This is a genomic window from Mariluticola halotolerans (genome assembly GCF_021611515.1).
Taxonomy (GTDB): Bacteria; Pseudomonadota; Alphaproteobacteria; order Rhizobiales; family Devosiaceae; genus Mariluticola; species Mariluticola halotolerans.
Genome location: NZ_CP090960.1, coordinates 3,279,242 through 3,293,653, shown reverse-complemented (window position 1 = coordinate 3,293,653; position 14,412 = coordinate 3,279,242). Strand labels below are relative to the sequence as shown.

The following is a 14,412-nucleotide window of genomic DNA, read 5'->3' as shown; positions in this document are numbered from 1 at the left end:
AACCAAGGTGCGCACGCCGACACCGCCCGGGTGCTGTCCGGTTCGGCGTCAGTTGTTCAATGTCGAGCAGCGGCGAATATCATTCGCACAAACGCGCTGTCGTGCCCAAGCCTGTTGCCTGGACCCGCTTCGCCGCTTGCCGCATTGGCCGGAAAGAAGAGAAGCCATTCACCCGCGAAATCAGGCCGCAAAGCAGCGTGTCGGGGTGATGTTGCAGCCTATATGGCGGCTAAGCCACCAAAAAGCAAGGCAATTCGCGCCGCGCCAGCGCAGGCCAGCCCTGCGTTGGGGGACTAGCGTTTGGTGAAATGACGGAAAAACAGCGCCTGCGCCACGCCCAACACCACCAAAATCACACAAACAACCCAAAAGGCATAAGGCTGGTCCGCCCCCGGCACCCCGCCCACATTGATCCCCAGCAACCCGGTCAACAATCCCAGCGGCAAAAAGACTGCCGCCACCACGGTCAGCACAAGCATTTGCCGGTTCATGTTCTCCGCCCGCGTATCCATGATCTGGTCATGCACGATCTGCGCCCGGTCGCGAATGGTGTCGAGTTCCTCGCCCAGCCGCGTCACCCGCTCTGCCGCCTCGCGCAGCCGGCTGCGCTCCCGGTCGCCCAGCCAGGCCAGATCCTCGATCTCCAGCGTCGTCAGCGCATCGCGCTGGGGAAACATATAGCGCCGCAACACAATCGACATGCGCCGCACATCCGCCAGCGCCCGGCGATGCACGGACACCACATCGTCCAGCACCTGCTCTTCCAGATCATCAATCTGCTCGTTCAGCATCGCCACCACCGGCTCGGCCCGGTCTGCCAGCCTCAGCGCCAGCCGCGCCACCAGATCACCGACCGTCACCGGTCCATTATTGCGTTCAATACCGTCGATCACGTCCTGCACCGCCTCCAATGGCCGCATCCAGACGCTGATCACCCGCTTGTCCTCAATCCACAGGCGTATCGAAATCATGTCCTCCGGCTCCGCACCGGGATTGAGATTGACCCCCCGCAGATTGAGCACCGCCCCCGCGCCATGCACGGTACAGCGCGGCCGGGTTTCTTCTGCCGTCAGCGCCGCCACCACATCGGGATTGACCCCGCACTGATGCAGCCAGGCCACCGCCTTTGCATCCATGCCATGCAAATGCACCCAGGAGAACGCCCCCGCCGCCCGCGATTTACCGAGGTCAGCGGGCACCACCTGGCTGCCATCACCCTTGCCATCAAAATTGAACGCCACAATCGGCGGCATAGCGGCGGTTTTTTTGGCTTTGGCTTTGTTTTTCATGGCGCAAATTCTGGCGTAAGCCTTGAGTCGTGTCACCCGCTTTGTCGCTGGAACGTTTCCAGCCTTACTGGAAACACTCCTCGTCATTGCGAGCGCCAAAGGCGCGCGGCAATCCAGAAGCGGCGAACACCAGTACTTGCCGCTCTGGATCGCCACGTCGCTACGCGCCTCGCGATGACGACGCAGAGCCACGCGCGAACCACCCCCACCTTCTCCCTCGGGCTTGACCCGAGGGTCCACGCGATGCGCGCCAAAAAGATGGATGCCCGGATCAAGTCCGGGCAAGAAGGGGTGTGAGAGCGCAGCACCCAGCACCCAAACAAGCCACCCGTTTCACCTGTCGTCACCCTCGGGCGCCACCCAAGGGACCCATGAAACGTCATCCCCGCGCAGGCGGGGATCCAGTGCGCCGCGTCGGCGGTGCGAAGAAACCTTCTCGCGGGCAGGACTGCCCGCTGCTGGATTCCCGCCTGCGCGGGAATGACACCGTGGCCCCCAAACCCTCAACGCCTCTCGGCCCCCGCTCATATCCCCGCATACCAGTCATAGCCATGATCGGCCCAATAACTGCCCTGCCCCTGGCCCAATTGCGTATTGGTCGCCGCCAGTTCGATTTCATACACATATTTGGGCTGTTTATACCCAAGCGCACGCTCGATCCGCACCCGCACCGGCGCGCCATTGCTCACCGGCAGCACTTCATCATTCAGCCCATAGGCGGCAATGGTCTGGGGGTGGTTGGCATCGATCAAGTCGCAGCTCTCATAATAGGCCTCGCCCCCCGAAAGCCCACCGCCCAGCACATCATAGCAATAGAAAACCGCAAATTTCGCCCCGGCCTTCACCCCGGCTTCCTTCAGCAAAACCGACAAGGGCGTCCCGGTCCATTTGGCAATACAGCTCCAGCCCTCAACGCAATCATGCCGGGTAATCTGGGTCCGCGCCGTCATCCGGCGCAATTCATCGAGCGAGAACGACACTTCCCGCTCCACCAGCCCGGTGATTTTCAGCCGGTAATCGGCAAAATCATTGGCTTTCAAGGCCAGATATTCCGCAGTCTGCGGATTGGTCGAGCCATTGGGCCGCTGCCCCTGCCGGATTTCGCTGGCAGCGTATTCCGGTGCCAGCGCATTCGGCCCCAGCAACATCCGCTGCACCCGGTAGGTCAAGCTATTGGCACTTTCGAGCACATCGCGCACCTTGTGGTCGCGCTGCCCGAGAAAATCAAACTGGTCACACCCGGCAAGCGTCGAGGCGGCGACCAGACTGCCCGAAGCGCGCAACAGGTTGCGCCGTGTCATCACACCCTTACTCATCGGATTTCGTCTCCGTCTTTTTAACGCGATACCAGCCAGTAATCATCGAGCGCAGCTCATTGATCGGCCCGGCGGCCACAACCATCAGAATATGAATGATGAAAAACCCCACCAGCAGCAGCATCACCGCAAAATGGAGCGTGCGCGCGCTCTGCCGTCCGCCAAAAATCTCCAGCAGCCAGGGCCAGGCCGCATTCATCGCCGGGGACATGGAAAGCCCGGTCAACACCATCAGCGGAAACAAGACCAGCAGCACCACGCTATAGGAGAGCTTTTGCAGCACATTATATTTCGCCCCGTGATCAAACCGCAGCCGTAAATGATCGCGGATATCCTGCCCGATCCGGCGCAAATCGCGCCCCTTGGGCACCACGTCCCGCCATAAATGCTTGTTTGCCACACTCGCCACCAGCCAGATCAGCATGGTGCCCACAAACACCCAGGCAAAGAAGAAATGCACCACCCGACCGGTGCCAAGGTCGCGATAGGAGGGAATGGTCGCCCAGCCCGGAAAACCCTGCACCGAAGGCCGCGGCCCGCTCAAGCCAAACAATCCGGTCGAATCGAATTTGTGGCCGAAAACCGTGGTATAGCCGCGCGGCCCGTCCGCCGTATTCTCGGCGGTCATCGACAAGATTGCATTATTATATTCAAAGCCGGATTCCTGCCCGACATACAGCGTGGGATGCGCGTTAAAGATTTGCAGCCCGGTCAACAGCAGGAAGAACAGGCAAACCGCCCAGACCCAATGGGTCACCCGCGTCCAGATGGATTGGCGGTAAACCAGCCCATCGCGGCTTTTGCGCGGTCGTTTCTCAGCACGTTCATCGGCCATTGCTGCACCTCCCGTTGCGACCAGCTTACCTGATCAATAACGGGAGATGCGGATTTTAAGTTTCATATGGAGCACAGGCCGCGCGGCGCTGTCGCCCGGCCTCCGCGTGAACAACTAACGCCTATTCCTCGCGCGCCGCCCAGTTAATGCCGCGCCGCTGAATTGTCGCCATTTCCGGCACATCAAACTCATCGGCCACATGCCCGAGCGTCGAATGAAACACCCGTCCCAGACCATATTGGCGTTTCCACACCACGGGCATCACCACACCCCGCGTCCAGGGCGCATGTTCCCCGCTGAACGTTGTGGTTGCCAATACTTCGTTGGAGGGATCGACATGCATGTAATATTGCTCGGAATGATAGGCAAAATCCTTGATCCCCTGCATGATCGGATCATCTGCCTTGGTCACATTCACTTCATAGTCGATGATATCGCCGGGATGGGCCACCCATTGGCCGCCCACCATGAACTGATAATCGACATTGTCGCGAAACGCATCCGACATGCCGCCATGATGCCCGGCCAGCCCGACGCCGTTTTCCACGGCCTTGCAAAGGTTTACTGCCTCATCCTTTTCGATTTTCGACATGGTGAAAATCGGCACAATCAACGACAGTTTGTGAATATCCGGATCGGCGAATGCGGCAGTTTCCGTTTCCATGCGCACCGAAAACCCGTCTTCATGCAACCACCGACGATAGATGGTGGCGCATTTTTCAGGGTCATGGCCTTCCCAGCCACCCCATACAATCATTGCCTCACGCATTGAAAAACGTCTCCCGAAAGATAAAACCGGTGCCAAACGGGCGACAGAAAACCTGTTTGCCGCCGCCGATGCAAGTGCAACGGACAAGCTGGAGAAAGTTTTCCCAAGCGTCCTTGCCTGATCCTAATCCGCGATTCGGGTCAAAAAGGGACCATATTCAAACCGCATGATCGCCATGATCACGGTCCGATTGCACCGAAAGATCCAGCACTTTCTGCAATTCCGCGGCGTGACGAAAGCTTGGTTGCCCGGCCTGGCTGGCGGCAACGGCGGCGGCAAAACGCTGGTAATTGGTCACCACCGGCTCAACCATCAGATCGCGCCACACCCCGCTGAGCACATCTTCCCCCACCGAGGCGCGCAGTTCCGAACCATCGGGCCGGTGCGTCACCTCAAGTCCGCCCTTGTCGCCATAAATCCGCAGTTTGAGTTCATTGATATGCCCGGCCGCCCAGCGGCTGGCATGCACCACCCCGATCGCCCCGTTTTCAAACGCGACACTCATCGAAAAACTGTCATTGGCATCGAGCACATAACCGTCAATCCGGTCGCCGGGTGCCTTGTGAAAGGTTTTGAGGCGGCAAAAAACGCTTTCCAGATCCGTCGCCGCACCAAAAACGGCAAAATCGAGAATATGAATACCCACATCCCCCAATACCCCGTTGGAGCCATGGGCCGTCGACAGCCGCCACAGCCACTGATGTTCCTTGTCCCAATGCCCCCAGGCCGGCTGCACCAGCCAGCTTTGCAGGTAAGACGCCTCCACATGTTTCACCGTGCCGATCACGCCGCCCAGCACCATTTCACGGGCTTTGTGCACATGCGGCACATTGCGATAGGTCAGGTTGACCATGCCAATCAGCCCGGCCCTTTCCGCCGCCTCGGTCATTTCCAGCGCCTTGGCATAATCGGTCGCCAGTGGCTTTTCGCAGAACACATGCTTGCCCGCCGCAAGGCACATCAGCGTCGTCGCATAATGGGCGCTGTCCGGGGTCACATTGGCCACCGCGTCAAATTCGCCCCAAACCAGTGCCGCCTCAAGCGAGGCAAACGCATTGGGAATATCATGCAAATCGCAAAAGCCGCGCAGTTTGGCCGGATCAACATCAACCCCGGCAACCACCTCGACCCCGTCAATCTTGGCAAAATGTTCGGCATGCTGGCGCGCCATGCCACCCGTGCCCAGAATAAGAATGCGCATATATCGCTCCATAACAGCCGCGCCACAGGCCGCACCAATGGCTCGCCCCAAACAGCGTGTCGAAAAGAAAACAGTCCCCGCCGCCCCCATGGCCGCCGGGCAAAGCCGTCAACGCAGGCCCTTGTCGCCCGCCTTGTGCAGTTTGGGCCCGCGTTCCTCAATTTTCTCAGGCGCCTTGTCCACCGGCACATTCGGCGCATCGGTCACATCAACAACCGGGGCCTGCGGGTTATGCGCCCATTTAACCGCGTTGCGCAGCACCTGCCCCACGGTCGCATCATGATAGGTTGGATAGGTTTCATGCCCCGGCTGGAAATAAAAGATATTCCCCGCCCCCCGGCGATAGGTCAGGCCGGAGCGGAACACCTCACCGCCCTGAAACCAGGAAATGAACACCGTCTCCAGCGGTTCTGGCACGCCAAACGGCTCGCCATACATTTCCTCGTTCTCCAGCTCGAAATATTCGGGCAGTCCGGCGGCAATCGGATGGCGCGGATTGACCACCCATATCCGCTCGCGCTCGCCCGCCTCGCGCCATTTCAGCGCGCAGGACGTGCCCATCAGCCGCTTGAAGATTTTGGAAAAATGCCCCGAATGCAAAACGATCAGGCCCATCCCGGCCCAGACCCGTTCCGCCACCCGCTCCACAATCTCGTCGGCGACATCGCCATGGGCCGCATGCCCCCACCACAACAGCACATCGGTATTGTCCAGCACTGCCCGGCTCAGCCCATGCTCGTCTTCCTGCAAGGTCGCGGTCGTCGCGGTGATACCGGCGTCTTCGCGCAAGGCCTCGGCAATCCGCTCATGCATGCCATGCGGATAATTGGCCGCCACCACCTCATTGGTGCGCTCGTGCACGTTTTCGCCCCAGACCAGCGCGCGAATGCTCATTTGTCTTCCTCTTCCCGGAATATCTATCGATTGAAGTCTCAGGCAGAACCTTGCCGTGCCCACCGTCCCCTTGGGCATTTTGGCAAAGCCTATCGCGATTCAAATCGTTTTGGGAGAGCAAAAATAGGGGGCAGGCGATAGGCACGCCCCGGCCCCTCAGGCCTCGAACCGGTCGATCACCACAATGCCATGGCCGCTATAGCCATTCATGCCTTCAATCACCGCCCCGGTTTCCGCCAGCCCGATCCGTCGTGTCACCAGTCTGGCGGGATCAATCTTGCCCGTCCCGATCAGGTCAAAAAGGGCAGAAAACCGGCTGGCCGCAATGCCCCGCGTGCCCATGATCGAGATTTGCCGCGCATAAACCAGCTCCAGCAAGGGCAAGCTCGGTTCGGCGTGGCGGCCAAGCGGCATGCCGATTTGCACATGCCGGCCCATTTTGCGCAGGCCCGTAATCGAATTGTGAAAAGTCTCGGTAATCCCCAGGGCATCAATCGAAACATGCGCCCCGCCGCCGGTAATCTCGCGCACCCGCTCGCCCACCCGGTCGAGCCCGCCAACATTCAGCACCGTCCCCGCCCCCAGTTCGGCGGCAATTTCCAGCGCATTGTCATTCACATCAATCGCGAGAATTTGCGCCCCCAGCGCCGCGCCAATCATGATGGCCGACAGACCAACCCCGCCCGCGCCATGCACCACCAGCCATTCGCCGGGGCGTACCTGTGCCCGGTCCACCAGCCCGCGAAACGCCGTCGTCACCCGGCAGCCCATCCCGGCGGCTGTCACAAAATCCATGCTTTCGGGCAGGCTGACCAGATTGAAATCCGCATGCGGCACCGCCAGCCGCTCGGCAAAAGCCCCGAAACCGGAAAACCCCACCACATGCTGACTATTGCAAATGGTCGCGTCACCATGCCGGCAATCCGGACACGTCCCGCACGCCAAAATAAACGGGGCGGTTACCCGATCTCCGACCTTGAAACGTGTGCATTCCGGCCCCACCTCGGCCACCACCCCGGCAAATTCATGCCCGCCCACATGGGGCGCTGTCACATCGCTGTCGCTGCCATTCCATGCATGCCAGTCCGAGCGGCAAACCCCGCACGCCTTGATCGCCACCACAACCCCGTCGCGCGGACATGCCGGCTCGGCAATCTCCCGCACCTCAATCGGTCCGTTATAGGTTTCAAAAATAGCTGCGCGCATGCATTCATTCTCCAGGCTGATGGCCTTGTTTGTCCCAGCTGGTTTGCATGAGCAAGCAGCATGGCACAATTAAGCCCATACCCCTCAAATGACGCTGCTCGGCCAAGACTAGGCCGCATTGTCATCAAAATCAGTTCCCAATTTAGATGCAATGTCGCGAAAATGCTTACAGATTAACGACTTGCCCCCGTTAATCTGCCCCCTGTTCATGCGGATCAATTTGCCTCCATGCGCCAGGTGACCTCCAGCGCATCACTTGGGGCCCCGGTCTCATTCCCGCCGGGGCCTTTTTGTTTCGCGCCATATCCAGCCCCGTTGCGTGGCCCAAAACAGCATCGCAATCAGAGCCGCGCGAGCACCCGGTCAGCCATGTCAGCACAGCGGGCACCATCGAAGGGGAACAAGTCACCAAAATAGGGTGACACACGCGCCGAAAGGGCTTCGCGCAGCATCGCCCGCGCCCGGAAAAGCCGCGTTTTGACGGTGTTCGGATTAAGCTCAAGCAGCGCCGCCGTCTCCGCGATATCGAAGCCCTCCACATCGCGCATCACAAATACGATCCGGAACACTTCCGGCAAGGTATCAAGCGCCGTCTCGATCAGCGCCCGAATTTCCGCGCGCGCCGCGTCGCTTTCAGGGTTCACGGGGGAATGGCCCATGCCAAACGCCTCCATCATGACGTCAACCGAAGGTGAGGTTTCAAGCGCGGAAAGGTCGGTTTCCCGCCGCTGCCGTTTGCGCCCAAGAGCTTCATTCAGCGCAATCCTGATCAACCAGGTGCCAAAGGCGGCATCGCCACGAAAGCTCTCCAGATTGCTGAACGCGCGCACATAGGCTTCCTGCACGACATCCTCTGCCTCGGCATCACTTTGAACGATCGCGCGCACCATCCGGAAAATGGTCTGGTTGTAGCGCTGAATGATGGCCCTTATGGCCGCCTCGTCGTGTTGTCGGGCCTTTTCGACAAACACATCCTCCTCCCGCCTGCGCGGGCGGTCATGCCGGGTACCTGTGTAATGGTCAAGAATGTGCATGTGCCGCACCACCCTGTTGCGTCTCAGTGCCATCAATGCTGACGCGCCCCATGCCCAAAATGGCATCGATCCCGGGAAACATGTTCAGCGCCGCCTCAGGCACACCCTTGTCGCCCGTGCCGGAACGCAACCAGTCCGCATTCCGCGCACTGCCAACAACAATCCGGCCCACCATGCCAGCAGCTTCATGGGGAATGCAATAATAGTCATAAATCCCCGGTTTGCTGAAGGTGAAGACAAAACTCTCGCCGGGCAGCAGATAATCGGAATCCCATGGCTTTGTGTTTCTGGGCATGCGGCGCGGATGGTCAAAAAGCGACGGATGATAGGCCGTTGCGGTGTGCGAATTGCCCTTGTCCATATTGATCCAGCGCACACTGTCGCCTGGCTGGATATGCAGGCCAATCGGATCGAACCACACATGGCCACCATTTTTGCCGCCCTGCATGACAATATCAAACGGCTCGGCGGCACGTATGATTGCGGGCATGGTCAGGAGAGCGGCAGCGCCGCCCCCCAACCCGATCAGATGTCTGCGGGTGATATTCATTGGGCGACACGCTCCTCGTCGGCAGGGCTTACATGCCACAAAATGACGTGAATATGCGGCTCTTCAACGCCCGGATGGCCGGCATTGTAGACAACGTCCACATGGTCCACCAAAGCACCCGAGGTGGTCAGATCGTCAAACCCCTGATCCGGCGTCAATTGCGACAAGGGCAGCATATAGATCGTGCTGACCAATGCGCCGTCGTGATCATAAGCCATGAAAGGGCCGGCAGGCAGCGTTGCGGGATCAACAAAAAGCTGGCCCATGCCCGGCAGAAAATCGGGCAGCGGCACCAGGGCGCTCACAGCCTGAAAAGGCGCATCGGGCGGTGACATGGCAACCGAGTCTGCCGGTCCGTGTGCGAAGGCGGTGCCGGTCATGGCGCAAAACAGGGCCAGCCCCGACAGGATTTTGAATGAGGTCATCTGTCTCTTCTTTCTCGTTTTCATCTGCTTCCCTTTTCGCGGGAACACTCATTGGATGACGCCAGCGGGATAAAGTTCCCGGCGCGAGAAAGATTTTTAAAAAAAGGTTCTGCCGAGATGCGCCCGGCCCGCCTGCGCTTCGCGCAAACCGGACCCGGCACTGTCAAATATCTGACATCTCTCTTGTGCTAGTGACCGCCCGCAAGCCCGGCAACAGAATCGGCTTGCGGGTTTGGTGGCTGAAGTCAAAATCCGGCAGGGTTGCAGATATGAATGTGTCGAAAGCAGCAGACCGGCCCGGGTGTATTTCTGTATAACTGCCAAGGCCCTATGCGTGATTATACTTAAACTGCGCGAACTGATGAAAACACCTGTTCAGGGAAGATGAATGATGAGCGTCCCCATGCAAAAGCCCTCGCTCAAGCAGCGCCCCAACGTCCATCCCAGCGCCGACCGGCGCGGCTCCACGCTGGGCGACTGGACAGAGCTGGCCACCGAAGTTTCCTTCATCGAGAGCACGCTGGATGACTATTCCTATGTCATGAACCGCAGCCAGGTCATGTGGACCCAGATCGGCAAGTTCTGCTCCATCGCCAGCGATGTGCGCCTCAATCCCGGCAATCACCCGCTCTGGCGCGCCAGCCAGCACCATTACACCTATCGCGCCGAAGCCTTCGATCTGGGCGAGAACGACGAGGAATTCTTCGCCTGGCGCAAATCCAATGGCGTCAAGGTCGGCCACGATGTCTGGATCGGCCATGGCGCCACCGTTCTGGCGGGCGTTTCAGTGGGCACCGGCTCGGTCATCGGGGCCGGCGCTGTCGTCTCCAAGGATGTCGCCCCCTATTCCATTGTCGGCGGCGTGGCGGCGAAAGAATTGCGCAAGCGCTTTGACGACAAGACCGCTGAAGGCCTTTTGAAAATGGCCTGGTGGGACTGGCCACGCGAAAAGCTGGCAGAAACCCTGCCCGACATGCGCCGCCTCACCGCCGAGGCCTTTGTCGAGAAGTATAACGTTTAAACCTTGAAGCCGGGCGCAGAACCGCTTGCCGCGTCCGGCCGCCCCAAAATCCGCGTTTGGCCCAGAATCGCGTCCCAACCGGCCCCAATTCCGCCTCCGCCCTTGACGGGAAGCCCCAAAACAAGCGATGCGCTGTCACGCGCATTGCCCGATGTCCGGGCAGCGCGGCAAATTGGTGGCAATGATGACCGAGACCTTATCCGATACCACAGCGGCCCCGCGCCGCGCTGATGCGAACACGTTCAGCAACCGGCGCACCTTTGCCATCATCTCCCACCCCGATGCCGGTAAAACCACCCTCACAGAAAAACTGCTGCAGGCCAGTGGTGCCATTCAGCTTGCCGGGCAGGTCAAGGCCCGTGGCGAGCGCCGCCGCACCCAGTCCGACTGGATGGAAATCGAACAAAAGCGCGGCATCTCTGTCACCTCTTCGGTGATGACCTTTGAATATCAGGGTTTAACCCTCAACCTGCTCGACACGCCGGGCCACTCCGACTTTTCCGAAGATACCTATCGCACCCTCACCGCGGTCGATGCCGCCATCATGGTGATCGATGCGGCGCGCGGCATTGAAAAACAGACATTAAAACTGTTCGAGATTTGCCGCCTGCGCAATATCCCGATCATGACCTTCGTCAACAAGGTGGATCGCGAAGGCCGCGAACCGCTGGAAATCCTCGATGAAATCGCCGACACGCTGGCGCTCGATGTCACCCCGGTCAACTGGCCCATCGGCATGGGGCAGGACTATAAAGCCAGCATCGATCTGACCACCGGCAAGCTGATCAAGGCCAATGGCGAGCCCGGCGACAAGACCCTCGCCGATCTTCAGACCCAGGCCGCGTCCGGCACGCCTTTCGACCAGCCCGAATATGGCGTGGCGCTCGAAACCCTCGACATGGCCCGCGCCATGCTGCCTGAATTTGATCTTGAGGCCTATCGCGCCGGTCATCTGACCCCGGTCCTTTTCGGTTCCGCCCTCAAGGGCCTTGCCGTTGGCGAATTGCTGCAGGCCGTCGCCGCATGGGCCCCGCCGCCCCAGCCCCAGCCTGCCCTGCCCGAGCCCATCCAGCCCGACGCCAAGGATGTCACCGGCTTTGTGTTCAAGGTGCAGGCCAATATGGACAAGAACCACCGCGACCGCGTCGCGTTTGTGCGCATCTGTTCAGGCCATTTCCAGCGCGGCATGAAGCTGCGCAATGTCAAAAAGGGTAAGGATATCACCGTCTCCTCGCCCATGTTCTTCTTCGCCCGCGAGCGCGAAACCGCTGACGAGGCGGTCGCTGGCGATGTGGTCGGCATTCCCAATCACGGCACCCTGAGCGTCGGCGATACCCTGACCGAGGGCCGCGATCTTCAGGTCACCGGCATTCCCGATTTTGCGCCCGAAATCATCCGCCGCGTCATCCTGCGCGACCCCATCAAGGCCAAGCAGCTCGCCAAGGCGCTCAATGATCTGGCCGAGGAAGGCATTACCCAGGTTTTCCGCCCCATGCTCGGGGCCGACTGGCTGGTCGGCGTCGTCGGCGCGCTGCAGCTCGACGTGCTGACCTCGCGCGTTGAAAACGAATATGGCGTGCCCATCATCTGTGAAACGGTTGGGGTGGAAACCGCTCGCTGGATTTCGGCAGATACCGAAAAGCAGCTCGACCAGTTTATCGCCAAAAACCGCACCAACCTCGCCCATGACCGGGCCGGCCTGCCGGTTTTCCTCGTGCGGGACCGCTGGCTGTTCGAGCACACCAAAAAGACCGCCCCCGACATCACCTTCTCGGCAACCCGGGAGCGGAACTAGGCGCTCAGGCTTCCAGCCAGACCACTTCTTCGCGCGACAATTCAATCTCGAGCGCTGACAGGCTGTCTTCCAGTTCCCAAAGCGTGCGCGGCCCGATCAGGGGCACAACCGGAAAAGACTGCGCCAGCACATAGGCCAGCGCGATATGGATCGGTTGGCAGCCCCGCTTTGCCGCCAGCTCAATCGCCCGGTCCCGGCGCACAAAATTGCGCTCCGAATACCAGGTGTGCACCAGCTCTTCATTGTCCAGCTTGCCGCGCCCTGCCGCATCGGTAAAGAACCCGCGCCCCTGGCTCGACCAGGCAAAATTGGGGATCTGCCGGTCATTAAGCCAGGCCTTGTAGCCGTCATCAGAGGCCGCAATACACCCCTCCCAGATCGGCTTGATCATTTCCGCCAGCGAGAAATTGTTCGATAGCGCCCCCGGTGCCGTCTTGCCATTGGCCTTTGCATAGGCAATTGCCTCGTCCATGCGCTCCTTGGTCCAGTTCGACCCGCCAAACGGCCCGCGAATGCGCCCGCGCTTTACCTCGGCATCCATGGCATCGACAAATTCGCCCACAGGCACATCCAGATTGTCGCGATGCATGAAATAGACATCGACATAATCTGTTTTCAGGCGATCAAGCGTAACATCCAGCTGTTTGGCGATCACATCGGGATAGCAAAGCGGCGAATGCGCGCCCTTGCCAATCACCACCAGGTCGTCGCGTTTGAGACCCCGGCTCGTGTGCCAGTCGCCAAAAATCGCCTCCGTCTTGCCGCCGCCATAGATAAAGGCGGTGTCAAACAGATTGCCGCCCCGCTCAAAAAACCGGTCGAGCAGGATCGCGCCACTGGCAAATGCGGGGAAAAACTCAAACCCGAGCGCCGCCAGCGATGTCGGTTGGCTGACCCCGGCAATCTGCCGCTTCTTCATCGGCAGCGGCCCGACTTTCAGCACATCACCGCGCAGCGTTTTCGTCCGCCGCGCCGGGGTTTCAATGTCATAAACCAGCCCGGCATCGGCCCGCCATTTATCGAGCAGGCGCAAATTGCCCAGCGTGTCCGCCCAGCTCATGCCGGGGCTTTCCATTTCCTTCTGGCCCGCCCGGATGGCCGCCCCTGCCGCGTCCACTTCAAACGCATAAAGGTGCCGGCTTTCAGTGACGTCCACCACTTCATGCCCGCCATCGGATTTGAAAATCTCGATCCGCCCCGTGCCGCCATCCTTGCCCCCGGCAAACCAGAAATCGGCAACTTCAATCCGCCCCCTGGTACCCAGAATGCGCAGCACATTGTCCTGCTGCACCGAAACCGAGCAGGAAATTTCCGCAATAATGTCATTGGGAAACTGCAACAGCGCCGAGGCCCATTCGTCCACCCCGCTCTGGCCCAGATGCGCCATGCCCGAAACCTTCACCGGCTCCAGAAACGCCTTGCCCGCCGCAACACCGGCAATCAACCGCGCCATTGAAGCGGGATAGCACCCCACATCAAGAATCCCGCCCCCGGCCAGATCATTGGCATAAAGCCGGTGCTCGGGCATGAATTCCGGCATCGCAAAACCAAAGCTGGATTTGATCATGCGCACCTCGCCAATCACCCCCGCCTTGATCAATTCGATCAGCTTGAGCGTTTGCGGGTGGGGCCGGTACATAAAGGCCTCGCCCATAAAGGTGCCCGCCTTCTCGGCGGCATGAAACATCGCGTCCGCCTCGAACGCGGTCAGCCCCATCGGCTTTTCACACAACACATGCTTGCCGCCCTCGGCGCATTTGATCGCCCATTCCGCGTGCCCCGGATGCGGCACCGCGATATAGATTGCGTCCACCTCTGGGTCGGCGATCAGCGCCTCATAGCCCTTGTGCACCCGGTCGACCGGAAAATCATCGCGCAGCCCCGGCTTGTCCGGATTGCGCGTACCAATGGCCACCAGCTCCCCACTGGTTGAATCGCGGATCCCGTCACGAAACGCCTTGGCAATGCCGCCCGGCCCGATAATACCCCAACGAATTTTTGCCCCGTCGCTCATCACAATCCCTCCCGAATGCCAAATGCATACCACAAGCCAGTCACCCGAAAGCGACCGGCGCAG

13 protein-coding genes are annotated in these 14,412 nt (G+C 60.0%); 2 read left to right on the top strand and 11 right to left on the bottom strand.

Annotated elements, in window-relative coordinates; genetic code table 11:
* Positions 1 to 293 precede the first annotated feature (293 nt).
* The 10 genes from L1P08_RS15700 to L1P08_RS15655 all read right to left on the bottom strand — a co-directional run bounded on the left by L1P08_RS15700 (position 294) and on the right by L1P08_RS15655 (position 9,519).
* The gene (locus L1P08_RS15700) at positions 294 to 1,481 is read right to left on the bottom strand and encodes a zinc transporter ZntB (protein ID WP_303617928.1); all 1,188 of its coding nucleotides are present in this window, start codon (positions 1,479 to 1,481) and stop codon (positions 294 to 296) included.
* Between the two features lie 332 nt (positions 1,482 to 1,813).
* Positions 1,814 to 2,605, bottom strand: a complete 792-nt coding sequence (locus L1P08_RS15695; protein ID WP_303617927.1) for a molybdopterin-dependent oxidoreductase — start codon at positions 2,603 to 2,605, stop codon at positions 1,814 to 1,816.
* Positions 2,598 to 3,440: a cytochrome b/b6 domain-containing protein gene (locus L1P08_RS15690; protein WP_303617926.1), complete on the bottom strand. Its 843-nt coding sequence runs from the start codon at positions 3,438 to 3,440 to the stop codon at positions 2,598 to 2,600. Before L1P08_RS15690 ends, L1P08_RS15695 begins: the two co-directional genes overlap by 8 nt.
* 121 nt (positions 3,441 to 3,561) lie before the next feature.
* Positions 3,562 to 4,209: a ThuA domain-containing protein gene (locus tag L1P08_RS15685; protein ID WP_303617925.1), complete on the bottom strand. Its 648-nt coding sequence runs from the start codon at positions 4,207 to 4,209 to the stop codon at positions 3,562 to 3,564.
* 157 nt (positions 4,210 to 4,366) lie between these two features.
* Entirely contained in the window at positions 4,367 to 5,410 is a 1,044-nt protein-coding gene (locus L1P08_RS15680; RefSeq protein WP_303617924.1) for a Gfo/Idh/MocA family protein, read from the bottom strand.
* 108 nt (positions 5,411 to 5,518) lie between these two features.
* A complete protein-coding gene (locus L1P08_RS15675) occupies positions 5,519 to 6,304 on the bottom strand; it encodes a ThuA domain-containing protein (RefSeq protein ID WP_303617923.1) in 786 nt (261 codons plus the stop codon).
* Between the two features lie 156 nt (positions 6,305 to 6,460).
* The gene (locus tag L1P08_RS15670) at positions 6,461 to 7,510 is read right to left on the bottom strand and encodes a zinc-dependent alcohol dehydrogenase family protein (protein WP_303617922.1); all 1,050 of its coding nucleotides are present in this window, start codon (positions 7,508 to 7,510) and stop codon (positions 6,461 to 6,463) included.
* A 341-nt stretch (positions 7,511 to 7,851) separates the two neighbouring features.
* The gene (locus L1P08_RS15665; protein WP_303617921.1) at positions 7,852 to 8,544 is read right to left on the bottom strand and encodes an RNA polymerase sigma factor; all 693 of its coding nucleotides are present in this window, start codon (positions 8,542 to 8,544) and stop codon (positions 7,852 to 7,854) included.
* The gene (locus L1P08_RS15660) at positions 8,531 to 9,094 is read right to left on the bottom strand and encodes a plastocyanin/azurin family copper-binding protein (protein ID WP_303617920.1); all 564 of its coding nucleotides are present in this window, start codon (positions 9,092 to 9,094) and stop codon (positions 8,531 to 8,533) included. The genes L1P08_RS15665 and L1P08_RS15660 overlap by 14 nt, the downstream gene beginning before the upstream one ends.
* Positions 9,091 to 9,519 (bottom strand): hypothetical protein, encoded by a 429-nt coding sequence (locus L1P08_RS15655; protein ID WP_438268423.1) that lies wholly within the window; start codon positions 9,517 to 9,519, stop codon positions 9,091 to 9,093. Before L1P08_RS15655 ends, L1P08_RS15660 begins: the two co-directional genes overlap by 4 nt.
* A 388-nt stretch (positions 9,520 to 9,907) precedes the next feature.
* Between L1P08_RS15655 and L1P08_RS15650 the strand changes: the two genes are divergently transcribed.
* Together L1P08_RS15650 and L1P08_RS15645 are read left to right on the top strand one after the other, a co-directional pair.
* Positions 9,908 to 10,540, top strand: coding sequence for a DapH/DapD/GlmU-related protein (locus L1P08_RS15650; RefSeq protein ID WP_368077114.1), 633 nt, complete (start codon positions 9,908 to 9,910; stop codon positions 10,538 to 10,540).
* Between the two features lie 184 nt (positions 10,541 to 10,724).
* Positions 10,725 to 12,335, top strand: a complete 1,611-nt coding sequence (locus tag L1P08_RS15645; RefSeq protein ID WP_303617919.1) for a peptide chain release factor 3 — start codon at positions 10,725 to 10,727, stop codon at positions 12,333 to 12,335.
* Between the two features lie 4 nt (positions 12,336 to 12,339).
* Here the strand turns inward: L1P08_RS15645 and L1P08_RS15640 are convergent, their stop codons facing one another.
* A complete protein-coding gene (locus tag L1P08_RS15640; RefSeq protein WP_303617918.1) occupies positions 12,340 to 14,349 on the bottom strand; it encodes an aldo/keto reductase in 2,010 nt (669 codons plus the stop codon).
* Between the last annotated feature and the right edge of the window lie 63 nt (positions 14,350 to 14,412).